This is a genomic window from [Clostridium] innocuum (genome assembly GCA_012317185.1).
Taxonomy (GTDB): domain Bacteria; phylum Bacillota_I; class Bacilli_A; order Erysipelotrichales; family Erysipelotrichaceae; genus Clostridium_AQ; species Clostridium_AQ innocuum.
This window is the reverse complement of the sequence record CP048838.1, coordinates 2,529,909-2,556,078: the sequence shown is the minus strand read 5'-3', so window position 1 is coordinate 2,556,078 and position 26,170 is coordinate 2,529,909. Positions and strand designations below refer to the sequence as shown.

General features: G+C 46.9%; 25 protein-coding genes and 1 pseudogene. 22 read left to right on the top strand and 4 right to left on the bottom strand.

From position 1 onward, the window contains the following. Window positions 1-79: 79 nt before the first annotated feature. A complete protein-coding gene (locus G4D54_12360; protein QJA03183.1) occupies window positions 80-1,627 on the top strand; it encodes an acyl CoA:acetate/3-ketoacid CoA transferase in 1,548 nt (515 codons plus the stop codon). Window positions 1,628-2,045: 418 nt separating this feature from the next. Beyond that, entirely contained in the window at window positions 2,046-3,107 is a 1,062-nt protein-coding gene (locus tag G4D54_12355) for a low specificity L-threonine aldolase (protein ID QJA03182.1), read from the top strand. 376 nt (window positions 3,108-3,483) lie between these two features. Here G4D54_12355 and G4D54_12350 read toward each other — a convergent pair whose 3' ends face one another. Further along, entirely contained in the window at window positions 3,484-4,578 is a 1,095-nt protein-coding gene (locus tag G4D54_12350) for a serine/threonine protein phosphatase (protein QJA03181.1), read from the bottom strand. Between the two features lie 451 nt (window positions 4,579-5,029). Here G4D54_12350 and G4D54_12345 point away from each other — a divergent pair, with 451 nt between their 5' ends. From G4D54_12345 to G4D54_12325, 5 genes are all read left to right on the top strand, one after another. Next, a complete protein-coding gene (locus tag G4D54_12345; GenBank protein QJA03180.1) occupies window positions 5,030-6,214 on the top strand; it encodes a helix-turn-helix transcriptional regulator in 1,185 nt (394 codons plus the stop codon). Window positions 6,215-6,325: 111 nt separating this feature from the next. After that, complete coding sequence (locus tag G4D54_12340) at window positions 6,326-7,546, top strand: MFS transporter (protein ID QJA03179.1); 1,221 nt, start codon at window positions 6,326-6,328, stop codon at window positions 7,544-7,546. Between the two features lie 44 nt (window positions 7,547-7,590). Next, complete coding sequence (locus tag G4D54_12335) at window positions 7,591-8,172, top strand: nitroreductase (GenBank protein ID QJA03178.1); 582 nt, start codon at window positions 7,591-7,593, stop codon at window positions 8,170-8,172. 2 nt (window positions 8,173-8,174) lie between these two features. Continuing rightward, the gene (locus G4D54_12330; GenBank protein QJA03177.1) at window positions 8,175-8,657 is read left to right on the top strand and encodes a GNAT family N-acetyltransferase; all 483 of its coding nucleotides are present in this window, start codon (window positions 8,175-8,177) and stop codon (window positions 8,655-8,657) included. Window positions 8,658-8,757: 100 nt separating this feature from the next. Continuing rightward, window positions 8,758-8,937, top strand: a complete 180-nt coding sequence (locus tag G4D54_12325) for a hypothetical protein (GenBank protein ID QJA03176.1) — start codon at window positions 8,758-8,760, stop codon at window positions 8,935-8,937. 34 nt (window positions 8,938-8,971) lie between these two features. Here G4D54_12325 and G4D54_12320 read toward each other — a convergent pair whose 3' ends face one another. Continuing rightward, window positions 8,972-9,730 (bottom strand): alpha/beta hydrolase, encoded by a 759-nt coding sequence (locus G4D54_12320; protein ID QJA03175.1) that lies wholly within the window; start codon window positions 9,728-9,730, stop codon window positions 8,972-8,974. A gap of 90 nt (window positions 9,731-9,820) precedes the next feature. On the opposite strand from G4D54_12320, the gene G4D54_12315 reads away from it, so the two are divergent. Next, window positions 9,821-10,483: a lysoplasmalogenase gene (locus tag G4D54_12315; protein ID QJA03174.1), complete on the top strand. Its 663-nt coding sequence runs from the start codon at window positions 9,821-9,823 to the stop codon at window positions 10,481-10,483. Window positions 10,484-10,542: 59 nt separating this feature from the next. After that, window positions 10,543-10,800: a thioredoxin family protein gene (locus tag G4D54_12310; GenBank protein QJA03173.1), complete on the top strand. Its 258-nt coding sequence runs from the start codon at window positions 10,543-10,545 to the stop codon at window positions 10,798-10,800. A gap of 152 nt (window positions 10,801-10,952) precedes the next feature. Here the strand turns inward: G4D54_12310 and G4D54_12305 are convergent, their stop codons facing one another. Continuing rightward, window positions 10,953-12,131, bottom strand: coding sequence for an ATP-grasp domain-containing protein (locus tag G4D54_12305; GenBank protein QJA03172.1), 1,179 nt, complete (start codon window positions 12,129-12,131; stop codon window positions 10,953-10,955). Window positions 12,132-12,683: 552 nt separating this feature from the next. Here G4D54_12305 and G4D54_12300 point away from each other — a divergent pair. The 10 genes and pseudogenes from G4D54_12300 (at window position 12,684) to G4D54_12255 (ending at window position 22,323) form a co-directional block, all read left to right on the top strand. Then, window positions 12,684-13,907 (top strand): argininosuccinate synthase, encoded by a 1,224-nt coding sequence (locus tag G4D54_12300; protein ID QJA03171.1) that lies wholly within the window; start codon window positions 12,684-12,686, stop codon window positions 13,905-13,907. A 90-nt stretch (window positions 13,908-13,997) separates the two neighbouring features. Beyond that, window positions 13,998-15,392, top strand: coding sequence for an argininosuccinate lyase (gene argH, locus G4D54_12295; GenBank protein ID QJA03170.1), 1,395 nt, complete (start codon window positions 13,998-14,000; stop codon window positions 15,390-15,392). Next, complete coding sequence (locus G4D54_12290; GenBank protein QJA03169.1) at window positions 15,379-16,419, top strand: N-acetyl-gamma-glutamyl-phosphate reductase; 1,041 nt, start codon at window positions 15,379-15,381, stop codon at window positions 16,417-16,419. The genes argH and G4D54_12290 overlap by 14 nt, the downstream gene beginning before the upstream one ends. Before the next feature lie 16 nt (window positions 16,420-16,435). Next, window positions 16,436-17,653: a bifunctional glutamate N-acetyltransferase/amino-acid acetyltransferase ArgJ gene (gene argJ, locus G4D54_12285; GenBank protein QJA03168.1), complete on the top strand. Its 1,218-nt coding sequence runs from the start codon at window positions 16,436-16,438 to the stop codon at window positions 17,651-17,653. Between the two features lie 21 nt (window positions 17,654-17,674). After that, entirely contained in the window at window positions 17,675-18,538 is an 864-nt protein-coding gene (gene argB / locus G4D54_12280; GenBank protein ID QJA05197.1) for an acetylglutamate kinase, read from the top strand. Window positions 18,539-18,542: 4 nt separating this feature from the next. Next, entirely contained in the window at window positions 18,543-19,712 is a 1,170-nt protein-coding gene (locus G4D54_12275) for an aspartate aminotransferase family protein (protein QJA03167.1), read from the top strand. A gap of 11 nt (window positions 19,713-19,723) precedes the next feature. Further along, window positions 19,724-20,632, top strand: a complete 909-nt coding sequence (gene argF / locus G4D54_12270; protein ID QJA03166.1) for an ornithine carbamoyltransferase — start codon at window positions 19,724-19,726, stop codon at window positions 20,630-20,632. 257 nt (window positions 20,633-20,889) lie between these two features. Next, complete coding sequence (locus tag G4D54_12265) at window positions 20,890-21,507, top strand: transporter accessory protein (GenBank protein ID QJA03165.1); 618 nt, start codon at window positions 20,890-20,892, stop codon at window positions 21,505-21,507. A gap of 9 nt (window positions 21,508-21,516) precedes the next feature. Further along, complete coding sequence (locus G4D54_12260; GenBank protein QJA03164.1) at window positions 21,517-22,038, top strand: ECF transporter S component; 522 nt, start codon at window positions 21,517-21,519, stop codon at window positions 22,036-22,038. After that, a pseudogene (locus G4D54_12255) lies at window positions 22,038-22,323 on the top strand (hypothetical protein). The gene G4D54_12260 and the pseudogene G4D54_12255 overlap by 1 nt, the downstream one beginning before the upstream one ends. Before the next feature lie 7 nt (window positions 22,324-22,330). Here G4D54_12255 and G4D54_12250 read toward each other — a convergent pair. Then, entirely contained in the window at window positions 22,331-22,921 is a 591-nt protein-coding gene (locus tag G4D54_12250) for a xanthine phosphoribosyltransferase (GenBank protein QJA03163.1), read from the bottom strand. 220 nt (window positions 22,922-23,141) lie between these two features. On the opposite strand from G4D54_12250, the gene G4D54_12245 reads away from it, so the two are divergent. The 3 genes from G4D54_12245 (at window position 23,142) to G4D54_12235 (ending at window position 26,162) form a co-directional block, all read left to right on the top strand. Further along, on the top strand, window positions 23,142-24,038 hold the full coding sequence (locus tag G4D54_12245; protein ID QJA03162.1) for a DMT family transporter: 897 nt from the start codon (window positions 23,142-23,144) through the stop codon (window positions 24,036-24,038). Window positions 24,039-24,161: 123 nt separating this feature from the next. Beyond that, the gene (locus tag G4D54_12240) at window positions 24,162-25,610 is read left to right on the top strand and encodes a 4Fe-4S binding protein (protein QJA03161.1); all 1,449 of its coding nucleotides are present in this window, start codon (window positions 24,162-24,164) and stop codon (window positions 25,608-25,610) included. Window positions 25,611-25,826: 216 nt separating this feature from the next. After that, window positions 25,827-26,162 (top strand): hypothetical protein, encoded by a 336-nt coding sequence (locus tag G4D54_12235; GenBank protein QJA03160.1) that lies wholly within the window; start codon window positions 25,827-25,829, stop codon window positions 26,160-26,162. Window positions 26,163-26,170: the final 8 nt, after the last annotated feature.

The following is a 26,170-nucleotide window of genomic DNA, read 5'->3' as shown; positions in this document are numbered from 1 at the left end:
TCTTGAGCTTATTATTTCCGTAAACGCTTTCAGTTGTGGTACACTGGAAATAGGAGATAATACAAAGGAGGTAATCGATTTGAGTAAAGTAATAAGTATTGAACAGGCAGTTTCCATGATTCCGGATGGCGCTGCTATCGGAATTGGCGGTTTTATCGGATCCGGACATCCTCAGGAATTTTCTGTAGGCATCGAGGAATCCTTTCTCAAGAGCGGACATCCGAAGGATTTGACTATCATGTTTTCTGCCGGTATTGGTGATGGAACGGACCGTCTGGGTCTGAACAAGCTGGGACATGAGGGATTGCTGAAGCGTATCATTGGTGGTCACTGGGGGTTAATTCCAAAACTGCAGAAGCTGGTTTTTGAAAACAAGGTAGAAGGCTACAACCTTCCCCTTGGTACCATTTCTTTGATGTTCCGTGATATTGCCGGACATCGTCCGGGTACGATTACAAAGGTCGGTCTGAAAACGTTCGTCGATCCTCGTATCGAAGGAGCGAAGATGAATGAACGCTCCAAGGAAGATCTTGTTGAGCTGATGCATATCGATGGGGAAGAGTGGCTGCGCTATAAATCCTTCCCGTTAAATGTGGCGCTGATTCGTGCCACGTATTGTGATGAGGACGGCAATGCTACCATGGAAAAGGAAGCAGCTACTCTGGACTCTCTTTCCATAGCCCAGGCTGCGAAGAATTCCGGTGGTATCGTGTTGCTGCAGGTGGAAAAGGTGGTACAGAACGGTACACTGGATCCAAGAAAAGTGAAAATACCCGGAATTTATGTGGATGGTATCGTTGTTGCACGCCCGGAAAATCACTGGCAGACATATGCGAACCCGTATGATCCTGCATTGAGCGGAGAAGTGAAGGTTCCAGTAAATTCCATTGCACCGATGAAGCTGAATGAGCGCAAGGTCATCTGCCGTCGTGCGGCTATGGAGCTGGATCCTGCAGCTATTATCAATCTTGGTATCGGTATGCCGGAGGGAATTGCCAATGTTGCAAATGAAGAGGGACTTCCAGGCTTGAAGCTGACGGTGGAAGCTGGAGGAATCGGCGGTGTACCGAATGCAGGAACTGCTTTTGGTACCTGTACAAATCCGGATGCCATCATCGATCAGCCGTATCAGTTTGACTTCTATGACGGAGGCGGACTGGATCAGGCATTCCTGGGACTTGCGGAATGCGACTGCTCCGGTAACATCAATGTCAGCCGTTTCGGACCGAAAATTGCAGGCTGCGGCGGGTTTATCAATATTACACAGACTTCACCGGTCGTTGTGTACTGCGGTACCTTTACTGCAGGCGGACTCAAGGTTGAGGTCAAGGACGGTAAGCTGCACATTCTGCAGGAGGGAAGAATCAAGAAGTTCAAACAGGAAGTGGAACAGATTACCTTCTCTGCAGATTTCGCAACCGAAACAGGACAGAAGGTTCTGTACGTTACGGAGCGTGCGGTATTCGAGCTGCTGGACGGTAAGCTGACATTAACGGAAATCGCACCTGGCGTTGATCTGGAAAAGGATGTTCTGGGACAGATGGAATTCAAGCCTGCTGTCGCTGATAACCTGAAAACTATGGATGAGCGTCTGTTCCGTGATGAATTGATCGGATTAAAGGCATAAATCGAATAAAGAAAAGGGATGCAATTCCCTTTTTTTCCATTTTTCTGCTAAAAATTCCAAAACACTTTACATTATTGCTGTATTTTATATAATGAAGGTGGTTAAAGATTATCACACTTGATGAAAGTGATGATATAGAGCTCATGCTGGTGAGGCAGTGGAGACCATTGGTCAAGGAGATTGCTTCTCAGGCTGACTCAGCCATTGTATTGTCTGGCATAGCATTGTGTTGGAATGATAAGGTAGCTTGTAGTGAGTAGCATTAGCATGTAGAAGTCTCAATGGTAGTAGAAATAATCACAGACAATACAGGGCAAACGATGGGCGGTACGGACGATGAGATTCCGGCCGCCTTTTCGTTTCCTTTTCTTTCAGCCTGTATTATAATGATAGAGTGAAAAAGAAATGAGGAATGCATATGTATAGTTTTCGTAATGATTATAGTGAGGGGGCCCATCCTGTTATCATGGAGCGCCTGCTGGAACTGAATCAATGCCAGAATGTCGGGTATGGTGAGGATGCGCTTTGCGAACGGGCGAAGCGGCAGCTGAAGGCGAAGCTGCACTGTGAGGATTGTGATATACATTTTTTAGTCGGCGGAACCCAGGCCAATCTGACGGTGATTGCGGGTGCTCTTCGTCCGTATGAGGCAGTGATTGCTGTGGACAGCGGACATATCAATGTTCACGAAACAGGTGCTGTGGAAGCGACCGGTCACAAGGTGCTGATTGCTGAAGGTGTCGATGGTAAAATCACACCGCAGGGAATCCGTAAAGCGGTACTTAGCCATGAGGATGAGCATATGGTAAAGCCGGCAATGGTCTATATTTCGAACGCAACGGAAATCGGTACCATCTATCACAAAGAGGAATTGAAGCAGATTGCGGAAGTTTGCAGAGAATTCGGTCTGTATCTGTTTATGGACGGTGCCCGCATGGGAGCTGCTCTGGCAGCAAAGGACAATGATGTATCCTTTAACGATTTATGTACATACTGTGACGTTTTCTATCTTGGCGGGACTAAGAACGGTGCTCTCTTCGGAGAGGCGGTTATCATTGTAAATGATAAATTGAAAAAAGACTTCCGCTATATGATCAAACAGCGAGGCGGCATGCTTGCCAAGGGGTGGCTGCTGGGTGTACAGTTTGCGGCATTGTTTGAAGGAAACCGCTATATTGAAACCGCAGCACATGCAAACCGGATGGCTCAGAAGCTGCAGGATGCCATGGAGGCATCTGGGCTGCCGTTTCTTATAAAGACAACGACAAATCAAATATTTCCAGTCCTGCCCAACCTGCTGATTGAAGAGCTGCAGAAGGAATATGCGTTTCAGGTCTGGGAAACAATGGATGAAGAACATACGGCAATGCGCTTTGTGACATCCTGGGCAACTGAGGAAAAGGAAGTGGATCGATTTATTGAATATCTAAACAGTCTTCTTCAACGGATGCGGGAAAGCGGACAGGAATCTGAGAGATAGAAATGTGTTTTTAAAAGCAATCGGAAGGAAAAAACAGAAATAAGAAGTAATCACAAAACACCTTGATTAAGGTACTAGAAAAATGGGATGGCTGCATGATTATGCGGTAGGAAAATAAACAGTGGAAGCGAGATACCTGCATGATGCCGGAGAATTGATAAAGCTGTAACATAGAAAAAAAGAAATACAAATCCTGAATTTTATTAGGAACTGTATTTCTTTTTTTATGATTTTTATAAATCTGTAAGCGAAGAAAAGCAAAATGAAATCCTTTTGATCTTATTTTTAAGATTTGAAGACTGCGGTATGCTTTATTTATTTGCCTGTTCGCTTGATGTTTCTCTTCATAGCATAGCATTGCACTGCAGCTGCCGATTCAGCTTTCCAAAGCTAATGCATCTGCTGGAATCCACCCCATCAGACCCTGCTTTTTCACTAATACAGCATTCCTTGTTTGAGAAACAATTTTTACGAGATCTCCGCATCTTGCCGGTATCTGGTAATTGGTGAAGTCACAGGCGTGCAGCTCCTTACCTTTGTAAAATAAAAATTCCTTTGCGATGTGCATTACTTTGCCGCTGGCTTCATGCCGGCAAAGGCAGCATGCACCTTCATCGTGCAGCATATGTACCTGTCCTTCATGCCAGGTGATAAAAAAGGGCGTCCTGTTAACAGGGAGAATATCTCTTGTTATCCGTGCTTTTTTCAGATCATCACTGCATGCGAATTGAAATCTGCCCTGCTCATAGATCAATGCATTCAGTTGTCCAGCTGACTTCACTTCATTTCCTCCGTCGATGGATATGATATGGCGGCGTGTGTCAATGATGGGATTGAAGCAGCAGATATCCTTCCGATATTCGCTAACCGGAAGGTGCCCGACAACAATGTATTTATGAAAGCTGCCGGCCTCCTTCATAAACAGATCCTGTACCATAATATCACGCATATCACGGCCATAGGTTTTCTCATCCCGTATGCCTGCGTGGGCAAAGATAAAGCGTTCGGTTTCAATCACATGGGGAAGCCTGTCGATAAAGGTCAATTCCCTGAGAAATACTTTTCGCAGCTCCCTGCTGAGAGCAGCCATATCTGTCTCTTTGTCTATGCGCTGACCGACGCGCTGTGCCATTTCATGCAGAATGCTGTTTGGACGATTCAACAGGATGTTCTGCAGAAATTCCAGACGGGTATCATAGAGCACATTGCGGCATACCACATCACAGTTTCCAATCATGGGATGTACGTGCGGGTGTCTGGAAAGCTCCATGATATAATACAGTGTTTCCAGATTATAGGGTCCCTTCTCCAATAGATCGCCAACGAGAAACAGCGCATCCTTTTCCGGATCAAAGGCGATTTTACGTAACAGCTTTTTAAATACCGGAAGATTGCCATGAATATCACTAATGGCGATGATTCTTCTGCTATCAGACAGAACAGAATACGAATGAATGGAACGATCAAACATAGGCAGCCTCCTTTATCTCTGGCTCAATTATAGAGAATTTCCTTGTATCATGCAAGAAAAACGTTGTAAACTTCTACATTCTGCGCTATCCTATAACCAGGAAAGACAGAAGTCTAGGATATGTTGCTTTGTGAATAAACAGCCGAATAGCATGCTTTTTAAAATATGTCATATTTCTGATTGCTGTAAAGAAGAGGCAAGCGCATAGCATCCTTTTGTAAGTATTGAATGAGGGATATACTCCATGTATAGGAGTACTGGGACAGTACCTGCAGGAAACATGAAGAAGGTAGTGATGTTCCAGGATAAACTCAGGGACTGAAGGCAGATAGGATGTGATTTCCCATTGTTATGGATACCGCAATTAAGGAGGTAAAGCAGGCTGCTGTTTTCTGTGAAGTGAAAAAACTGGAATGTGTTACAATATTTTGCATGGATATGAGGTGATTCTATGGATTTACGAGGCTTCCTAGTGCGCTGTCATCGGCTGCAGAGGAATTATTCTCAGGAGGGTCTGTGTCGTGGCATTTGTGCAGTTTCTTATCTCAGTAAGCTGGAGCAGGGGAAGGTACAGGCTGCGGATGAAATTTATCAGGCGTTGTTTCACAGGCTGGGAATCGTGTTTCAGGAAAATGAAGAATGGCTTGCTGTTTGGAAGGAAAAGCTTCAGGAGCTGGCGTCAGCTTGGTTTTATGGAGAACAACGCGAAGCGTATGAGCTGGAAAAGCAGATGGAGAACCTTTTGAACTCTCCCCTCTGTGTTGATGCGCTACTCATCAAAGCACTGTATACGAAGGAGCATGCGGATAAGCCGCTGGCCTCTGCGTCTGTTTTTCTTCCATATATGCAGGATGCACAGCGGTTCTTATATCATTTTCTATGTGCGGGACAGGCACTTCAAAGCAGGGAGGAACAAACTCTTTCAGCGATACTTGCCCAGCTGCAGGAAGCACAAAAATATGGAGGGTGGAGTATTTTATATCAGATGAAGGGAGATGTGTATGCGCTTATGGGGGACTATTCTCAGGCGCTGCATCACCATCTGAAGGCCTATGACCTTGCATGTGAGCAAGGCTTTCTGCCCTGTATGATCGATGCGTCCATGCATATTGCAAACTGCTATTCCGCTATGCATGCAGAAGGTGTCATGCTGATGTATTACGAACGCTGTGAGCATCTTTGCCGCAGCAGCAAAAACAAGCAGATGCAGGCCCATGTGTGGTATAATATCGGATCCACATATCAGCAGTGGGGTGATTTTCAAAAGGCGCTGCCACTGCTTTTAAAGGCCTATCAGATACTGGATGACACCTTTCTATGCTGTCATAAGCTGGCGCTTTTATATGAACAGCTGAATCAGAAAAAGGAGGGACTTCGCTATGTACAGGAGATGGAGAGGCAGCTGGATTCACATGAGGCTGACGGTCGCAGGGAAATCGTGCAGTTTGTAAGATACCGCTATGGAACTGCCGTGGATGCAGAGGTCTATATCGACTGCCTGTATACGCTCTGTGACACTTCCCGTTATTTCCATGGCTTCTGTCAGTTTCATCTGTCCTACCTCATTGCTGCGTTAAAGAAGAAGCGCAGGTACAAGGAGGTCATGAAGCTGATGGAGGAAACGAAATTTTCCTGAGCAAGCTAATTTATGATGGCTTAACCCTGATATTTGGACACTATTTTCCCAAATATAGGGTATTTTTTATATTCGTATCATACGGTATACTAAACGCAGGAGATGATACCTATGAAAAAGACCCTATGGTCACATGATTTTATAATTATAACACTGGGGACACTGATCAGTGCAATCGGTTCTACCGCTATGAGCTTTGCACTGTCGCTTGTGGTATTCGACCATACCTCATCAACCCTTATGACCGGAATTTTCACTGCGATATCCCTGATGCCGACGGTTCTGATTCCCATTCTGGCAGCACCGCTGGTCGATGGCTGCTGCAGAAAGCGCTTGATTGCTATGCTGGATAGTGGAAATGGCATTCTGTATCTGCTGTTTGCCGCCTTTCTGCTTATGCAGGAATTTTCTTATGCGGGCTATCTGATATTTTCCCTGCTTACCGCATCCTTTGGAGCCATTTATTCTCTGGCATATTCCTCCCTGTATCCTGATCTGATTCCCAAGGGCTTTGCGCAGAAGGGCTATTCCGTATCCTCCTTGATTTATCCCAGTGTGACAGCGTTATTCACACCGGTTGCATCCCTGCTGTATGTACATCTGGGGATTGCCTGGATCTGTGCGATGGAGGGAATTCTGCTGCTGACAGCAGCTCTGTTTGAAGCGCGCATACGCTATCAGGAAACAATCGGAAAGCGGGTGTTTACCTTGCAGAAATATAAAGCAGATTTGATGGATGGCTTTCGTTATTTGAAAAAAGAAAAGGGTATCCGTTCCATTTACGGCTACATGGCGGTAACCAATGCTTCGGCAGAGGGGATCAATCTGGTAACCATGGCGATGTTTCAATCATCTCCCATTCTCACAACGACGATGTATGCGTTTCTGACAACAGCGGATACCATTGGACGCATGGCTGGCGGTCTGATGCATTATGTCCTGCATATTCCGGCGAAGAAACGCTACCGGGTTGCTGTCAGTGTCTATGCGGTTTATGAATCCCTGGATATGGTTTTCCTGTTTCTTCCTTATCCGCTTATGGTTGTCAATCGGTTTACCTGCGGCTTTCTGGGTATCAATTCCCTGAATATACGGGAGGCCAGTACACAAAACTATTTGCCCTCTCACATGCGGGCAAGGGTGAATGCGTTGTTTCAGGTGCTGGTTGCCCTCATTATGATGGCTTCCAGATTCAGCGCAGGTGTAATTGCACAATACGTATCCTACCCGTTGACGGCACTGCTGTTTGCTTCGTTTTCGATGCTTGCTATCTTCCTGCTGATTATCCGCAACAGGAAGCAGGTTTCAAAAATCTATAATCAGGAGCTATGAGATGTGCATGTGCAGTGCTATAATGGATACGAGGAGGGATCTTTATGCTGAAGGATCTGTTATTGAAAAACCGAAGCTATCGGGGATATGTTGAAACAAGAGCGGTTACCAGGGAGGAGCTGATCGATCTGGTAGAGCATGCCAGACTAACACCGTCAAGCGTTAATAAACAGGCGCTGAAATACTATCTGGCATGTGAGAGGGAAAAGACGAATCAGATTCAGCCCTTAACCGCGTGGGCAAAAGCCCTAAAGAAAGAGGTGCCGTATGAGGGACATTGTCCCAGAGCCTTTATTGTAATCTGTCAGGATACTGCCATTTCAACTGCACTGGAGGCTTATCAGAAGGATGTCGGTATTGTCGCTCAGACGATGCTGCTGCGTGCTGCTGAGTTGGGGCTTGGCGGCTGTATGATCGGCAGCTTTCAAAAGAATGCCCTGCATGAGGTGCTGAAGCTGAGCGAAAATCTCGTGCCGCTGCTGGTTGTGGCTATTGGAAAACCGGACGAAACGATTGTACTTGAGGATGTAAATGTACAGGGAGATACGACATATTACCGGGATGCACAGGATGTGCATCATGTTCCCAAGCGAACAACCAGGGAGCTGATCATCAATGGAGAATAGCGATGCTGCGGGATTATCAAGTGAATGATCTGTCACAGATGTGTCGCATATGGAATGCTGTAGTCGCCCAGGGAAATGCTTTTCCTCAGCTGGAGCAGCTGGATGAGCAAAGCGGCGATGTCTTTTTTTCCTCGCAGAGCAAAACGCGTGTCTGCATCGATGAGGATACTGTGGTGGGGCTGTATATCCTGCATCCGAATAATGTCGGCCGGTGCGGACATATATGCAATGCCAGCTTTGCTGTGGATCAGAAGCAAAGAGGAAAGCATATCGGCAAAGCGCTGGTGCTGGACTGTATGAAGACCGCAAGAAGTTTAGGCTTTCGCATTCTGCAATTTAACGCAGTCGTAGAGAGCAATACTTCCGCACGGCATTTGTATGAGAGTCTGGGATTTCATTCTCTGGGCACGATTCCGGGCGGCTTTTTGCAGAGCGATGGAGCATATGTGAATATCGTACCCTATTATATTTCCCTGACGGAGTAGTATGCGGACAACCTTTCCCAAAACTCATCTGATTATTCCAGAAGTATGTACATCCGCATATCCTATGGTATGATATAGATAGAGAAAGGAGGGGACGGCAATGTCAGGACGTAAGAAAATCGTGATGACAAAGGCTGTCAGAGAGCGGCTGCAGAAGGATATCGCATACGGAAATGATATGCAGGCATATTGGAACCGGTATCGCAGAGATTTTCTGATTCTGCTGGCTGTGCTCCTCTTGATTATGCTCGTTTTGGTGATTGCGAATATTCTGCTGTGAATACAGAAAAAGCGGATTTCAAATGTCCGCTTTTTTATTCGGTAAACAGCCATGTCAGGACGGTATCCAGTTCCTGTTCCCAGCTTTCCTCATTATGCCGTCCCTTGAAAACGAGGTTGGGATATACCTTTGCCTCCTTCTCCTCAAGACAGCGCATCAGCTCGAGTATTCTGCCACTGGCAAGCGCCAGCTGCTGCTTGCTGCGAAATTCATCACTCCCCCATGAGATATAAATTTTATGGGAACGCAGCTTGGGACAGGCCCAAATTTCAGTTAGAAGCTCATCCTTTAAACGATAAATGAAAGGGGAGAGGACTGCCGCCTTACTGTAAATATCACAGTGATGGACAACCGCATACAGTGCCATCAAACCACCCATAGAGCTTCCACCGATGGCTGTGTGGTGTTTTCCTGGCAATGTTCGATAGGCATGATCGATCCACCGCTTGAGGTCGCTGCTCATCCACTCCATCAGCTCTTTCCCCTGTCCGTGAATAAAGCCAACCGTCGCATCACTGAAATCATAGGGAGAAAATTCCTCCAGCCGGCGATTTCCCTCGTGGTTGCATTCCACACCGACAACGATGAGAGGCATCGTATGCTCATCCAGCCATCGCTTTAACCCCCAGCTTCTGCCAAATGTCGCATCCTCATCATAAAACAGGTTGTGCCCGTCAAACATATACAGGACAGGGTAATGTCTTGTTTCCTTCTCATAATCCTCCGGCAGATAGATATGCAGCATTCTCATATCCTGAAAGCAGGGGATATAAATATCTCGTTTCTCAATCATACCATCACCTCATGGTCAGTATTATAGCACAAAAATGATGTCAGATGATGTTGGGTTTGTTATAATTGGGATAGAAAGGGGAGCGAGGCTATGATCAAAATTGCATGTCTGCTGTTTCTTTTCGTTGTTGTGTATTATATTTTTAAGGAGCATTCCTCCGCATTTACATCCCTGTGCTGGAAAAGTGCTTCCTCCTTCTGTTTTCTGCTCGTCGGCTTCTGCGCATTTGCAGCATGTGTTGACAGGCGCTATGGTGAATGGATGCTGATAGGACTTGTATCGGGAGCGATTGGGGATGTTTTGCTGGCTCTGCCGTTTTGCTATCCAAAAAGGAAGAACCTCTTCTTTCTGGGTGGATTGCTTTTTTTCCTGTTCGGGCATCTCGCGTATGTAGCTGCACTTTTTGTCATGCCGGTGAAAGCGGGGATTCTGGTCGCAATATGTTCAATTCTGCTGGCATTGCTCGTGATTGCAGTTCTGAAGAAAAAACAGGTAGATTTCCAGGAGATGCGTCTTCCGAGTACGGTGTATGCTGCTGTTATTTTATTTATGGAAGCGTGCGCTCTGTGGCATTTGCAGGATGGCATGCTGTATGGTGGCATCCTGAATATTGCATCCCTGTGCTTTGTATTGAGCGATTTGATTCTGGCATTTATGCTGTTTGGCAATCGCAACACAACGCGCATGACACGATGGAATCTGAGTCTGTACTACACTGCACAGCTTTTGCTGGCGCTGACAATGCTGCTGTAGGCATATTTCTGTGGTTTTTGGGCATGCTGTGCTATAGTAATATAAAGGAGATGATGTTCATGAAGCATGTACGTATGATGTATTTGAAGGGATGTCCGCATTGCAAAGCGGCATTCGCAATGGTAAAGGAATTGCAGGACAGCTATCCTGAGCTGCGGGGTGTAAACATAGAGGCGATTGAGGAACAGGAACAGAAGAAGCTTGCGGATTCTCTGGATTACTGGTATGTTCCAACCTATTTCGTGGATGGTGTTAAGCTGCTGGAGGGTGTACCGACAAAGGAAAAGGTGGAGGCTGTGCTGCGTGCCGCATTATAGGACTACAGGCCTTTGAGATAATAAAAGAACACTGTGTCATCCAGATTATGTATGGATAATAGAAAAAGAGGTTTCAAAAATGAAGCTCATCATTTAAGAAATCTCTTTTTATGACCTTTTTCATAAAAGGGGTATCCTGCTTTATCGGTTTTTTATTCCTGTACATAGCGGAAGAAATCAAGGATTTCCTCCTCGGTTTTAAAGCGTGCCACAATCACCTCATCCCCCATAGCAGTGGCAAGGGCCGCAGGAAGACGGCGAATCATCAGAATACTATCGCGATAGGTGTCCTGAATATCCTGCGTTGTATGTGCATAGTGCAGGCGGTCTCTTCTTCCGATGAAGCCGGAGGAATACTTGCGCACCTGCTGGTAATGGATCGTGTCATGAACGATCATGTCTGCCCACAGCTGATAGACATTGCTGTCATTGGCATAGTTGATCATATCCGGCAGGAAGCCGCCAGGCGGGCGCATATTGACCTCAAGGCCGATGATATCGCCTTTTTTACCAACCGGCTGATCCTCCAGCAGACGGAAAAATTCAAAATGGAAGAATCTGCTGCGTGTATCAAAGGCTTCCACACTGCGGGTACCGGCCTCCATGATATCGGCAGGAATATCCTTATAGGAATAACAGCCGATATTTTTCTGTTCATTGACAGCATCCATAATACTATCCGTGTACTGATGAGAGGTCACAAACAGCAGCTCCTTTTTACTGTTTGTAATACCGTCAAAGGAAAAACAGCTCCCGTTTATGTATTCCTCCATAATCATAGCTTCCTTAAAGCCATGAGCAAAGGCAGTGCGCAGCTCATCCCCGTTTTTGATTTTGTGCGTATCACTGGCACCTACACCGATATCCGGCTTGATTACAATCGGATATCCGACAAGCTCTGTAAATTTCTGTGCATCCTCCAGATTGGTTGCCAGCTGCCAGCGGGCGGTTTTCAATCCGGCAGCCGCGAAAAACTCCTTCATGCGATGCTTGCTCTGACAGTTGTCAAGCGCTTCGCAGGGGAATCCGGTTTCAACATGGAAATCTCTGCGCAGCGCTGCATCCTGACGAAGCCAGTATTCATTGTTTGATTCGATCCAGTCAATTTTTCCATGCTTATAGGTGAACCAGGCAACTGCCCGTAGCATTTCATCGTAGTTTTCAAGACTGGAAACCTGATAGAAGTCATTGATGGAATTCTTCAGATTGGTGCTTAACGAGTTGTACGGAGTGTCCGCAATCGCCAGCACATTGACACCGTTGTTCTTCAGTCCCTGACAGAACAGCCAGTAGCTTTCCGGAAAGTGCGGAGAAATAAAGATGAAGTTCATAAAATTCCCTCCTGACGGTTATTTCATATGTATGGTTAAATTCTACTGTATTCCGCAGGGATTGTCAAAGCAGTCTTGCTTGAAATGATATGAAATGAAAGAAATAAGTTTATTTTGTAATAAAATTGAAAGAAATGATAGCGAAATGTAAAATTATGAAATTAAAGGTTGACATTGAGTTTTCACAGTAGTATGATGTATTCAACAAATCGATGATGCAGGAGAGTAGTCATACCGGAATCAAAAGCGAGACAGCGATGGTGGAAGGCTGTTGTGAAACGTATGGGGAAGCGCACCTGCTAGAGCCTGTGGGAATCAAGTATCATGGGACGCGATCTTTCTGCGTTATGAAACAAGGGGTTCTGTCTCAGACAGAGCAACGGAAGTGGTACCGCGTGCAAGCGTCTTTCGAGTATATCGAACGGCGTTTTTTTTGTACATGAGGTGAGGATATGAAAAATATGATGAAACGACGATGAAAACGACGAGAAGGGCTGAAAACGTGTTACAATGAACGTAGAGAAAGAATAACAGAAAGAAGAGGAGAAGAACATGGAAACAAAAGACATTAAGAAGGTAATACTTGCATATTCCGGCGGGCTGGATACCTCCATTATCATCCCGTGGCTGAAGGAAAATTACAATAACTGTGAGGTCGTTGCGGTTTCTGCGGATGTAGGACAGGGAACAGAGCTGGATGGACTTGAGGAAAAAGCGATCAAGACCGGTGCCAGCAAGCTGTATATTCTGGATTTGAAGGATGAATTTGTGGAGGATTATATCTATCCCTGTTTAAAAGCCAATGCCATTTATGAGGATGTATATCTGCTGGGAACAGCCTTTGCACGTCCGCTGATTGGACAGAAGCTGGTGGAAATCGCGAAACAGGAGGGAGCTGACGCTATTTGTCACGGCTGTACCGGTAAGGGGAATGATCAGGTACGCTTCGAGCTGGCAATCAAGGCGTTTGCACCGGATATGCCGATTATAGCGCCATGGAGAACATGGGAGCTGAAATCCAGAGATGATGAAATTGATTATGCAGAAGCGCATAACATTCCGTTAAAGATTTCAAGAGAAACCAATTATTCCAAGGATAAAAATCTGTGGCATTTAAGCCATGAGGGGCTGGATCTGGAGGATCCGATGAATGAGCCGCAGTATGATGACATACTGGAGATGGGAGTGACCCCGGAACAGGCTCCGGATACACCGACTTATATCACTCTGACCTTTGAGAAGGGGATTCCGACAGCATTAAACGGTGAAAAGCTGGGCGGTCAGGCAATGGTAACAAAGCTGAATGAGATTGGCGGTGCCAACGGCATCGGTATCATTGATATGGTAGAAAACCGTCTGGTGGGAATGAAGAGCCGTGGTGTTTATGAAACACCGGGCGGAACCATTTTATATAAGGCGCATCAGTGGCTGGAATCCATCTGTCTGGATAAGGAAACCATGCATTACAAGCAGGGGGTAGGAATTAAATTCGGTGAAATTCTCTACAACGGACAATGGTTCACTCCGCTTCGTGAAGCATTGAGTGCCTTTGTCGATAAGACAAGTGAAACCGTGAGTGGTGAGGTGAAAATCAAGCTGTATAAGGGAAATCTTACACCGGCCAGCATTTCCTCGCCATATACCTTATATTCCGAGCAGATTGCAAGCTTTGGTGAGGATGATTCCTATGATCAAAATGATTCCGCAGGCTTTATCAATCTGTATGGGCTGCCAATCAAGGTAAAGGCGATCATGGATGAAAAAAGGAAGAAATAAATATAGATAAGAAGGGGAGTCTGTTGAAATGCTGCGGCATTTAGACTGCACTGCCTTCTGGCATACAAGGAAAAGAGAGGATGAGAGCATATGAATTTATGGGATGCACGATTCAAGAAGGAAGCGGATCAGCGGCTGAATGATTTCAACTCCAGTATTTCCATTGACCATCTTATGGTTACACAGGATATAAAAGGCTCCATGGCGCATGCGGCCATGCTTGCAAAGCAGGGAATTATTTCAAAAGCAGACGGTGCTGCCATCGCGCAGGGGCTGGAAGCGATTCAAAGAGATATTGAGAGCGGCGCGCTTTTGATTGATCCCTCAGCCGAGGATATTCATATGTTCATGGAGCAGGAGCTTACAAAACGGATTGGGGATGCGGGAAAGCGATTGCATACAGCGCGCTCCCGTAATGATCAGGTGGCACTGGATACCCGTATGTATTGCAGTGATGAGGTACGTACGGTATGTGACAAGCTGCAGGAGCTGCTTACGGTCCTGTGTGAAAAGGCACAGGAGCATACGGAAACCATCATGCCGGGCTACACGCATCTGCAGCGTGCGCAGCCCATCACCTTTGCACATCATCTGATGGCCTATGCGGAGATGTTTTTACGCGACCTTCAGCGATTGCAGGAGGCACAGAAGCGTATTCGCACACTCCCGCTGGGAAGCGGTGCTCTGGCAGCTACCACCTATCCGATTGACCGGGAATTTGTAAAGGAGCAGCTTCACTTTGACAGCATCAGCATGAATTCTCTGGACGGTGTCAGTGATCGCGACTTCTGTATAGAAATAGCATCCGATCTTTCTATGGTTATGATGCATCTGTCCCGTTTTGCGGAAGAGGTGATTCTGTGGTGCTCCTGGGAATTTAAATTTATGGAGCTGGACGATGCCTTTGCGACAGGAAGCAGCATTATGCCGCAGAAGAAGAATCCGGATGTGGCAGAGCTGATTCGTGGAAAAACCGGACGGGTCTATGGCGATTTACAGACGCTGCTGACGATGATGAAGGGACTTCCGCTTGCCTATAATAAGGATATGCAGGAGGATAAGGAGGCAGTTTTTGATGCTCTGCATACAGTGCAGCTGTGTCTGACCACCTTTACACCGATGCTCAAAAGCGCTGCAATTCGCAAGGATAATATGCGTAATGCAGCCGCCAGGGGCTTTATCAATGCGACCGACTGCGCCGATTATCTGACGAAGAAGGGCATGGCATTTCGGGACGCCTACCGGGTCTTGGGCAGACTGGTAAGCTATGCACAGGAACAGGAAAAAACATTGGAAACACTGACACTGGATGAGTATAAAAGCTTCAGTGATCAGTTTGAAGAAGACATCTATGGAGCGATTTCTCTGGAGACCTGTGTGAAACAGCGAAAGGTCATCGGCGGACCGGCTCCGGAAATCGTTGCCGCACATATTGAACATGTGAAAGCGATACAAAAGGAGATGGATGCAGATGAAATTGATTAAAGCGGGGGTCATTGGAGCCAGCGGCTATGCCGGTGCAGAACTTGTGCGGCTGCTGCTGATGCATCCATATGCCGAGCTGACGGCAATCAGCTCCAAAAGCTATACCGGAAAGCCTATCAGTGAATTATATCCGGGCTTTTACCAGCTCTGTGATATGGTGTTCAGCGATGAGGACACGGTGATTGCAGCATCGGATATCGTATTTGCATCCCTGCCGCACGGACTCAGTGAGCCGCTGGCACGCAAATGCTATGATGCTCATGTGAAATTCATTGATCTGGGAGCGGATTTCCGTCTGCGTGATGAGCAGGATTACAGGGAATGGTACAAACTGGATTATCATGACAGTGAGCTCCATGAATTGGCTGTATACGGCTTGCCGGAGCTGTATCGTGCGCAAATCAAAGGGGCGGATATCATTGGAAATCCGGGCTGTTATCCAACCAGCATCGCGCTGGCACTTGCACCACTCATGAAGCTGGGGCTGGTCAATGAGCAGCATATCATCATCGATGCGAAGTCGGGGACAACCGGGGCAGGCAAGGGACTGAGTGATAACACACATTTCCCGCGCTGCAACGAAGCCTTTGCTCCGTATAAGGTTGCGGCACACCGCCATACACCGGAAATTGAACAGACTCTGTCCGAGCTGTGCCACAGTAAAGCCAGCATTACCTTTACACCGCATCTGTTGCCCATTAACCGCGGTATCATTTCCACGATTTATGTGGATTTGACGGATGAAGCAATTCTGGAGGAGCTTTGGTCGATGTATCGGCTGTTCTATCAGGACGAACCCTTTGTCCGCGTACTGCCTCTGGGCAGCTGTGCGGATTTGAAATATATTAAGTATTCGAATTTCTGCGATGTATCCCTGCATATGGATGCTCGCAATAACCGCCTGATTCTGGTATCGGCCATCGATAATATGGTGAAGGGTGCTGCCGGACAGGCCATACAGAATATGAACATTCTGTTCGACTGTAAGGAGGACAGCGGGCTGATGTATGTGCCTGCCTCCTTCTAGGGAAAGGAAATTGATTATGGTTACTTGGATGGAAAACGGTATTTGTGCACCTGTGGGCTTTCAGGCTGCTGGAATTCACTGCGGGATACGCAGGAACCGCTCGAAAAAGGATCTGGCTCTGATTTACAGCAGTGTCATGTGTACGGCTGCCAGCACATATACATTAAACAAGGTGAAGGGAGCACCGATCGCTGTTACAAAGCGGCATCTGCAGGACGGTCATGCCCAGGCGATCATCTGCAATTCCGGCAATGCAAATACCTGCAACGCCAATGGAGAGGAAATCGCAAATCGCATGTGTGAGCTTTGCGCACAGGAGCTGAATCTAAACGCAGAGGATATCATCGTTGCTTCTACCGGAGTCATTGGTGAGCCGCTGAGCATTACACCGTTTGAAAAGCACATGCAGGAGCTGGTTTCTGCACTGGATGTGAAGGGCGGAAGCGATGCCTGTGAGGGAATCATGACCACAGACACCTTTAAGAAACAATTCGCAGTGACCTTTACGCTGCAGGGCAGGGTATGTCATATCGGCGGTATGGCCAAGGGGAGCGGTATGATTCACCCCAACATGGCAACGATGCTGGCATTCCTCACAACTGATGTGGCGATTTCTGCCGAGCTGCTGGATGCCGTTGTGCATGAGGTAGTCGCAGACACCTTTAATATGGTCAGTGTCGATGGGGATACCTCAACGAATGACATGCTGAGTATTCTTGCGAATGGTCTGGCAAAGAATCCGGAAATCTGTGAGCGTAATGAGGATTATGAAGCCTTTAAGCAGGCACTGATGGAAATCTGTGTGGAAATCAGTCGAAATATCGCCAAGGACGGGGAAGGAGCTACCAAGCTGCTGACCTGCAGGGTAGCCTCTGCCAAGGATACGAAAACAGCGAAAGCGATTGCAAAATCCGTTGTCACAAGCTCTTTGTTCAAGGCTGCCATGTTCGGACGTGATGCCAACTGGGGGCGTATCCTGTGTGCCATCGGATATGCAGAGGGGGATTTTGATATTCATAAGGTGGATGTCACGCTAGCCAGTAAGGCAGGCCGTATGCTGGTATGTAAGGATGGCGCAGGCTGCGGCTTTGATGAGGAAGAGGCACTTTGTATTTTAAGTGAGAGTGAAATTGATATTCTGATTGATATGAAGCAGGGGAGTGCACAGGCTACGGCATGGGGCTGTGACCTGACGTATGATTATGTGAAAATCAATGGAGACTATCGAACATAGGATAAGGGAGATGTGAGTACATTGAAAATAGATGCCATACAGAAAGCGACCATATTGTCCAAGGCACTTCCGTATATACAGAAGTATAACGGAAAAATCGTTGTCATTAAATACGGCGGAAACGCCATGAAAAATGAAACGCTGAAGCAAAATGTCATGACGGATATTGTATTGCTGTCGGAAATCGGTGTGCATGTCGTGCTGGTGCACGGCGGAGGGCCGGAAATCAACGGTATGCTGCATAAGGTTGGTAAGCAGTCACGCTTTGTCGCAGGACTACGCTATACAGATGAGGAAACAATGGATGTTGTACAGATGGTGCTGGCTGGAAAAACGAATAAGGATCTGGTGTCCCTGATCAACCAGAAGGGTGCCAGAGCGGTCGGCATCAGCGGAATGGATGCCAATTGTATTCAGGCAAGGCAGTATACGGTGGATGAGGGCGATCTCGGCTTTGTCGGTGAAATCGAGGAGATTCATGAGGAGCTGATTCTGGATATCATTGAAAAGGGCTATATTCCGGTGGTGGCCAGTGTCGGCTGTGACGCGGCAGGACATGCCTATAACATCAATGCAGATACGGCAGCGGCCAGTATTGCGGCTAAGCTGCATGCGGAAAATATGATTCTGGTTAGCGATATACCGGGGCTTTTACGAAATCCTGAGGATGAAGGCTCGCTGATTCCAAGAGCGACGTTATCCGAAATTGAGGAATTGAAAAAGGATGGTGTCATCAGCGGCGGGATGATTCCCAAGGTGGACTGTCTGGTGACAGCTGTACAGGGCTCTGTGCAGCGGGCGGTGATTATCGATGGACGGGTTCCGCATTCCATCCTGATTGAAATGTTTAGTGAAGAAGGCATCGGAACCCTGGTAGAGGAGTGAGAATATGGGTATAAAAGAGAATGATCAGCGCTATATCGCCCACACGTATGCACGCTTTGATGTTGTGCTGACGCATGGCAAGGGCTGTCGGGTATATGATGAAAATGAAAAGGAATATCTGGATCTGACAGCCGGTATCGGTGTAAATGCACTTGGCTATGCGGATGATGCATGGGTACAGGCTGTTGCGAGCCAGGCGGCCACGCTTCCGCATGTGTCCAATCTGTATTATTCACAGCCGGACAGTGATGTGGCAGAGCTGCTGTGTGAGCGATGCGGCTTTACCAATATGTTTTTTGCGAATTCCGGAGCAGAGGCGAATGAAGGTGCAATCAAGGTTGCCAGAAAATATTCCAGTGATCATTATGGCTTTGGACGGCATGAAATCATCACGCTGGTGAATTCCTTTCACGGACGAACCATTACGGCGTTGAGTGCAACCGGACAGGATCATTTCCACCAGCATTTTGATCCCTTTACACCCGGATTTGTACATGCGGTTGCCAATGATATTGCGGATTTGAAAAGCAAAGTCAGCAAGCGTACCTGTGCTGTCATGCTGGAGATGATTCAGGGAGAAGGCGGTGTACTTCCACTGGAGCCGGCGTTTGTGAGCGCGGTGGCAGAGCTGTGCAGAGAGCGGGACATCCTGCTGATCGTGGATGAGGTGCAGACCGGTATCGGGCGTTGCGGTACCCTGTATGCATATGAACAGTATGGGATTCATCCGGATATCGTTACTACAGCAAAGGGGCTGGGGAACGGTCTTCCGATTGGTGGTGTCCTGTTGTCGGAAAAGGTATCCGACACCTTTCATCCCGGCGATCATGGTACAACGTTCGGTGGCAATCCCATTGCCTGTGCCGGTGCATGTGTTGTATTAAAGCGCATGGATGAAGCGTTTCTGAACGCTGTTCAAAAAAAGGGTGCTTATGTAGAGCAGCGACTGAGCAAAATGCCGCATGTCGTACAGGTCAATGGTCTGGGACTCATGCGTGGTGTGGTTCTGGATGGTGTTACAGCCAGGGATGTTGTGGCTGCATGCATTGAAAAGGGCGTATTGCTTTTAACGGCCAAGGACAAGCTCCGCTTGCTGCCTCCGCTTACCATCACACTGGAGGAGCTGAAGGAAGCGATGGATGTTATGGAAGCTGTACTGACGCAGATTGCGTAAGGAGGAAGACGATGAAGCATTTACTGACACTTGCAGATTTGACAAAGGAAGAGCTGTATGATCTGCTGGATTTGGCAGACAGTCTGAAAAAAGAAGTGAAAAAGGGTGTGTTTACGCCATACCTGCGAAATAAAACGCTTGGTATGATTTTTACCAAATCATCCACCAGAACCCGTGTTTCCTTTGAAACGGGAATGGCACAGCTGGGTGGCACTGCACTGTATCTGAATGCCAATGATATGCAGCTGGGACGCGGAGAGCCAATCAAGGATACGGCACGTGTGCTGTCCCGCTATCTGGACGGCATTATGATTCGCACGTACAAGCATTCCGATGTAGAGGAGCTTGCGGAATATGGAAGCATTCCTATTATCAATGGTCTGACAGACTATGTGCATCCCTGTCAGGTGCTGGCAGATCTACAGACGATTCGGGAACACAAGGGTACTCTTACGGGTTTGAAAATGTGCTTTATCGGTGCCGGAAATAATATGGCGAATTCCCTGATCAACGGTGGAATTCTCGCCGGCATGGAGGTGGCATGTGCCTGCCCGCTGGAATATCTGCCGGATGAGGAAATCACGAAGCGTGCACAGGCCAGCGGACGCTTCACACTGACCCAGAATGTGCTGGAGGCCGCGAAGGATGCGGATGTACTGGTGACGGATGTGTGGGCGAGCATGGGGGAAGAGCAGGAGGCTGCTCAGCGCAGGAAGATCTTTGAGGGCATCTATCAGATCAATGATGCATGCATGGCTGTGGCAAAAGCGGATGCCATGGTACTGCACTGCCTGCCTGCACATCGGGAAGAGGAAATTACAGAGAAGGTATTTGAAGCTCATGCGGATGAAATCTTCGACGAAGCGGAAAATCGTCTGCATGCGCAAAAGGCGGTTCTTGTTACACTGCTGAAGGACTGATGGAAAGAAACGGATGGTGAAGCTGTCCGTTTTCTTTTCCCCTTCGATACGCTGGAACATATGGTGAAAAGCAATACATAATACTGTTCAGTAAAAACGACATTACCTCTGTGCTTGATATGAGCTGAAGGAAATTTACAGTATCCCACTGACTGGATAGGGAGTCGGTTCTTTTCCTGATGATATATTTTATATGGTTTTTATGTGATTTTACAGACAGGTATGGTATAATCAACACAGACAAATGAGGTGATTTTATGAAAAAAATCGTTCTGCTGCTCATGGTCAGCCTGTTATGCGCATGCAGTGCAAATACGGAGGCAGATAAGTCAGAACCGAATAAAAAGGATGCCTACTGCTCAGATGAAACAGATAAAAGCAGTGCCTGCGGAATTGACGAAAGTGCGGATATGAGCGGATATAAGGATTTCAGGGAAACAAAAAATCAGTTTGTAGATTCGGATATGCAGGAGGCTCTTTCCGTATTTCAGAAAAAGGAAAGTGCAATCCTGTATTTCGGATATCCAAGCTGTCCGTGGTGTGTGGAGGCACTGCCTGTGATGAATGAAGTCGCGAAGGCAGATAAGCAGCATATCTTATACATACGAACAAGAGATGACAAGAAGGAGCTTCTCTATACACCAAAGCAGAAGCTGGAGATGATTTCTTATACAAAGCAGTTTATGGAAAAGGATGATCAAGGTGAGTATCAGCTTTACGTGCCCTTTGTCGTGGTCGTAAAGGATGGAAAGGCTGTTTCCGGACACATTGGTACGGTGGATGGTCATGATGCGCATGAACGGAAAATGACAGAGAAGGAAACGCAGGAGCTGAAAAAAATCTATGAAGATATGTTTTCTGCCGTAACAAAATAGGGGGATTTTATGAGTAATCAGGTCAAACAGCTGACACTGTCAGCATTCTTTCTGGCACTGGGGCTTGTACTGCCCTTTGCCTTTCATTCCTTTGGACCGCAGGCAGGCACAGTTTTTCTGCCGATGCATATACCGGTATTGCTGTGCGGATTTGTGTGCGGCCCCGCCTATGGCGCTCTGGTTGGCATGCTGACACCGCTGCTGTCGAGTGCATTAACCGGCATGCCGCCGCTCATGCCGACCGGAATTGCCATGTGTTTGGAGCTGTCGACGTATGGCTTTTTGAGCGGATGGATGACTAAAAAGCTGCCGCTGTATCCTTCTTTAATTATCACGATGCTGGCAGGAAGGGCAGTCAGCGGACTTGCCAACCTGGTGCTGCTGAGCATGGCACACAAGGCATATACCATGCAGATATTTTTAACTGCCGCCTTTGTTACTGCGATACCCGGCATTGTGCTGCAGCTGGTGATGATACCGCTTCTTGTGAGTGTCGTGAAAAAGCTGGAGGTCAGAAAAGCAGAGGATTGATGCAGTCGAACAGGCAGTTCTGCTGTGTATGCTTTCATATATGTAGAAGGGAAGAGTGTATGCGATTAGGAAATCGCTGTGCAGTCTTCCTTTTTTATTGAAGTATTGCATCCTTTGCAGATTGAAAAATCCTTAGGATATTTCAGCGGTGAAATAAGCGAGGGCGCGGCAGAGGGGGGCGTGTGCAGCTTCAATAAAAAGATACAGTCTCGCAATCACTATGTACAGGGGTGTGGGGCATACCAAAAGCAGAAAAAAACCGGACAGTGTCCGGATTATGTATAATATTCGCCTATGCAACCTCGTACTCTTCGGAAACGAATGTAATCGTTCCCTGTGAAAGGGAAGCGATGCGTGCCTGAGAATACACCGGATACCCCTGCGCCTCTACCTTCAGGCGCCCCCGCTGAAAGGCTTTCTCAATTACGATTCCTATGCCCTCGATAAAAGCGTTTGCCTGCTTCAGTATTTCGATCCCGCCAAGACATGCCTCACCATTCGCCATGAAATCATCCAGAAACAGGACATGGTCATCAGCGGACAAATATTTCTTACTGCAGATGATATCATAATCCTTGTTTTTGGTAAAGGAATGGATCTGACAGGTATACAGATCGTCCTTCATGATCCGGGAGGTATCCTTTTTGAAATAGACAACGGGAACCTGCAGCAGGTAACCGAGCATGACTGCGGGTGCGATACCACTTGTCTCAATTGTCGCAATTTTGGTGATGTGCTTATCCTTGAAATGCTCTTTGAAATCCTTTGCCAGCTCCATCATCAGCTGTGCATCAATTTGATGGTTCAAAAAAGCATCCACCTTTAAAACATCCTCATTCAGAGCATTGCCGTATTTTTTTATGTATTCTTCCAGTAATCTCATACAAACGCTTCCTCTCTCTTAAATTGTATAAAAAAACGAGACTGATTTCTCATGGGTATTATTATAATATGGAGATAGAGAAATAGCAATCCTTTTTTTGCTTGCATGGGACGGGTGCTTCGACTGTAAAAAGGATACGAAAAAAAGCTTATATTTCCTGATAAAGAATACTTGCGGCAGCGAAAAGGCTGTGGTATGATGTTGACCAATGAGGTGAATTATGAAAAAAATATACGCAAATATGATACTGGTGGTTGTTACCGTTGTCTGGGGAGGCGGTTTCATCGCTACCGACGGAGCGCTGGATGCGTTGTCTCCATTTTATATCATGATGATACGTTTTGTAGGGGCTGCTGTTTTTCCATTGCTGATCTGCTGGAAAAAGCTGCGCAGGCTGGATCGTGCAACGATTGGACATGGAATCGTGACAGGGATATTTCTGTTTCTGGCGTTTGCCTTTCAAACCTTTGGCTTGAAGTATTCAACGCCGAGTAAGAATGCATTTCTGACCGCTACCAATGTGGTGTTTGTACCCTATCTGCTCTGGCTGCTTTGGCATCGGCGTCCCTCCCGCAAGGAGCTGATTGCTTCATTGCTGTGCATTGTGGGCATTGCACTGCTGACGTTGAAAAAGGATGCACTCATGCTGGGCTTCGGCGATATGCTGTCCCTTATCTGCGCCTTGTTCTTCGCATTGCATATCATTGCGCTGGAACGCTACTCTGCCCATGTGGATACGGTGTGCATGACCGCTTTGCAAATGATGACAGCCGGCGTTATTTCCACGATATGTGCATTGACGCTGGAACAGCCGCCGACCTCCTTTAACTGGCATGCGGCAGGAAATGTGGCCTATCTGATTTTTGTGTCAACTCTGCTTGCCTATCTGCTGCAGACCTTTGCGCAGAAATTTACAACTGCCAACAGCGCATCCCTGATCCTGTCCATGGAGGCGCTGTTTGCTTCCATCTTCTCCTTCCTGCTGCTGGGGGAGGTAATGAGTCCTCCGATGATACTCGGAGCCTGTCTGATTTTCTCCTCCATTCTATATATTGAATATAAGCCGGGACGAAAGAAGAAAGAGAAGCAGCAGGATATCTGCAGAAAAAAAGTATAAATACATAAAAAGCTGTAAATTTTTACGATTTACCGCTTTTTTTATACGTACGCTTTGTGATATAATTATCATGTTAAAAAAAGCACAAGCTGTTTATACTGCTCGTGCATAGAGGAGGATATTATGTCATTATTTGATCACGAAGCCAGACAGTTTAAATTCGACGTACTGAGAGAGGTCAGCAAGCGTGCGTTTGATGGAAAACTGAATGATGACGTCTGTGATGAGGTAGCGAATCTGTTGATTCCGGGGAAACATGCAGAATTCCGCTGCTGTATTTATAAGGAAAAAGAAATCATACGCCAGCGGACGCGAATGGCGCTTGGTAAGCCGCCGGTACCGGTGGAGAATGACAACAAGCGTCAGATTGTACGCGTGATTGAAGCAGCATGTGACGGCTGCAGCATCCATAAAATACAGGTGACGGATAATTGCCGGAAGTGTATGGCAAAGGCCTGCCTGTCTGCATGTAAATTTGATGCGATTCATATGGGGGAGGATCACGCTTTTATCGATTATGATAAATGTAAGGAATGCGGGGCCTGCAAAAATGCATGTCCGTTCAATGCCATCGTTGAAACACAGCGTCCCTGCATGAAAAGCTGTCCGGTCGATGCGATCCGTATGGGAGAAGACGGACTGGCGAAAATCGATGAGGCAAAATGTATAAATTGTGGTGCCTGTCAGGCGAAATGTCCGTTTGGCGCAATTGAGGATATGTCCTGGATGCTGGATGTTATCGAGCTGCTGAAGAAAAAAGAAGAGGTTTATGCGGTGTTTGCTCCTGCTATTCAGGGGCAGTTTGACAGCGCAACGCTGCCGCAGATCATGCAGGCAATGCGTGAGCTGGGCTTTAGCGACGTATACGAAGCGGCTATTGGAGCGGATGCTGTGGCATGGTATGAAAAGGAAGATGCAAAAAAGCACAAGGCAGAGGGAAAGAAAATCACTACCTCCTGCTGCCCTGCCTTCGTAAACATGGCGAAGCAGCATTTCCCGACGGTATATGAAAGCAGTGTTTCACATATGGTAAGCCCAATGGTTGCGACAACGCGCTATCTGAAAAAGCATCACCCGAATTGCAAGGTCGTATTCGTGGGACCATGTGTTGCGAAAAAGCAGGAGGTTCAGGACAGTGAGGTTGATTTCTGTATCACCTTCGAAGAGCTTGGCGCAATGTTTGTATCCAGGCATATCTCTCCGGAAAATGTTCCTGCGAAGGAAGAGGATACCGCTTCTGCCTATGGACGATTCTTCTCTGTCGGCGGTGGTGTATCCAAGGCGGTTGCCGTTGCTTTAAAGGAGAATAATGATGAGGCGGTAACAGCGGAATATGCAGATGGAAGCGATGCCTGCAAAAAAGCGCTGCTCATGATGAAGGTGAATCGGTTTCAGGCAGACATTCTGGAGGGTATGGCATGTCAGGGCGGCTGTATCTGCGGACCGGCGACTATAGAAAATATGCCGAAAGCGAAAGCACGCATGACCAAGGAAAATTTGGCAATCAAGGATAAGACGATTGCATCTACCCTTGAGAAATATGATTTCTCGGATATTGATTTACACAGATAAAGAATGATGAGGTGGGAATCGGGACATTCGTAACCCGATTCCTGCCTTTTAACGTTGAAGGCTTTTTATGCTGTATACCAGTTTTTCGCTGTGTCTGATCGGCCAGAATCCGCACCTTCAAGCTGCAGCGGTTTCTGCCATAAAAGCAATCCGTTCCACAAAATTCTACAAATCTCACACAAATGGGCGATGTACAATGTAAGCGGGTGATAATCTATGAAATTGTGTTATGCGATTCAGCCTGCCTTTTATGATATCATGAAGCAGAGTGGGAACATACAGGCATTGCTGGAAGGGATGGATGAGCAGCAAAGAAGCAGAATCCAGATTCCGATAGAAATGCAGTCCCTGCAAGAGAGTGCGGAGGCTTTCTTTCAAAAGGAAATCGAGTGCAGAAAGGACTGTCTCAGCTATGATCATTTTTTGAAATCCCGGGTATATGTGGTGTACATACGGGAGGGAGCGGCATGCATGGAGGATTGCACGAATCCGTTTTATCAGCTGCTGAAAAGAAAATATCGCTGCCTTCTGGTCCAAGAAGTGGATAAATAGGGCGAAAA

Excerpts from the sequence above, each read along its gene's own strand:
- G4D54_12235 (QJA03160.1), top strand. The coding sequence starts at position 25,827 with ATGAAATTGTGTTATGCGATTCAGCCTGCCTTTTATGATATCATGAAG.
- G4D54_12355 (QJA03182.1), top strand. The coding sequence starts at position 2,046 with ATGTATAGTTTTCGTAATGATTATAGTGAGGGGGCCCATCCTGTTATC.
- G4D54_12265 (QJA03165.1), top strand. The coding sequence starts at position 20,890 with ATGAAAAAAATCGTTCTGCTGCTCATGGTCAGCCTGTTATGCGCATGC.
- G4D54_12250 (QJA03163.1), bottom strand. The coding sequence starts at position 22,921 with ATGAGATTACTGGAAGAATACATAAAAAAATACGGCAATGCTCTGAAT.
- G4D54_12240 (QJA03161.1), top strand. The coding sequence starts at position 24,162 with ATGTCATTATTTGATCACGAAGCCAGACAGTTTAAATTCGACGTACTG.
- argH (QJA03170.1), top strand. The coding sequence starts at position 13,998 with ATGAATTTATGGGATGCACGATTCAAGAAGGAAGCGGATCAGCGGCTG.
- G4D54_12290 (QJA03169.1), top strand. The coding sequence starts at position 15,379 with ATGAAATTGATTAAAGCGGGGGTCATTGGAGCCAGCGGCTATGCCGGT.
- G4D54_12300 (QJA03171.1), top strand. The coding sequence starts at position 12,684 with ATGGAAACAAAAGACATTAAGAAGGTAATACTTGCATATTCCGGCGGG.
- G4D54_12350 (QJA03181.1), bottom strand. The coding sequence starts at position 4,578 with ATGTTTGATCGTTCCATTCATTCGTATTCTGTTCTGTCTGATAGCAGA.
- G4D54_12275 (QJA03167.1), top strand. The coding sequence starts at position 18,543 with ATGGGTATAAAAGAGAATGATCAGCGCTATATCGCCCACACGTATGCA.
- G4D54_12260 (QJA03164.1), top strand. The coding sequence starts at position 21,517 with ATGAGTAATCAGGTCAAACAGCTGACACTGTCAGCATTCTTTCTGGCA.
- G4D54_12345 (QJA03180.1), top strand. The coding sequence starts at position 5,030 with ATGGATTTACGAGGCTTCCTAGTGCGCTGTCATCGGCTGCAGAGGAAT.
- G4D54_12245 (QJA03162.1), top strand. The coding sequence starts at position 23,142 with ATGAAAAAAATATACGCAAATATGATACTGGTGGTTGTTACCGTTGTC.
- G4D54_12325 (QJA03176.1), top strand. The coding sequence starts at position 8,758 with ATGTCAGGACGTAAGAAAATCGTGATGACAAAGGCTGTCAGAGAGCGG.
- G4D54_12310 (QJA03173.1), top strand. The coding sequence starts at position 10,543 with ATGAAGCATGTACGTATGATGTATTTGAAGGGATGTCCGCATTGCAAA.
- G4D54_12305 (QJA03172.1), bottom strand. The coding sequence starts at position 12,131 with ATGAACTTCATCTTTATTTCTCCGCACTTTCCGGAAAGCTACTGGCTG.
- G4D54_12320 (QJA03175.1), bottom strand. The coding sequence starts at position 9,730 with ATGATTGAGAAACGAGATATTTATATCCCCTGCTTTCAGGATATGAGA.
- G4D54_12330 (QJA03177.1), top strand. The coding sequence starts at position 8,175 with ATGCTGCGGGATTATCAAGTGAATGATCTGTCACAGATGTGTCGCATA.
- G4D54_12315 (QJA03174.1), top strand. The coding sequence starts at position 9,821 with ATGATCAAAATTGCATGTCTGCTGTTTCTTTTCGTTGTTGTGTATTAT.
- G4D54_12340 (QJA03179.1), top strand. The coding sequence starts at position 6,326 with ATGAAAAAGACCCTATGGTCACATGATTTTATAATTATAACACTGGGG.
- argF (QJA03166.1), top strand. The coding sequence starts at position 19,724 with ATGAAGCATTTACTGACACTTGCAGATTTGACAAAGGAAGAGCTGTAT.
- argJ (QJA03168.1), top strand. The coding sequence starts at position 16,436 with ATGGTTACTTGGATGGAAAACGGTATTTGTGCACCTGTGGGCTTTCAG.
- G4D54_12335 (QJA03178.1), top strand. The coding sequence starts at position 7,591 with ATGCTGAAGGATCTGTTATTGAAAAACCGAAGCTATCGGGGATATGTT.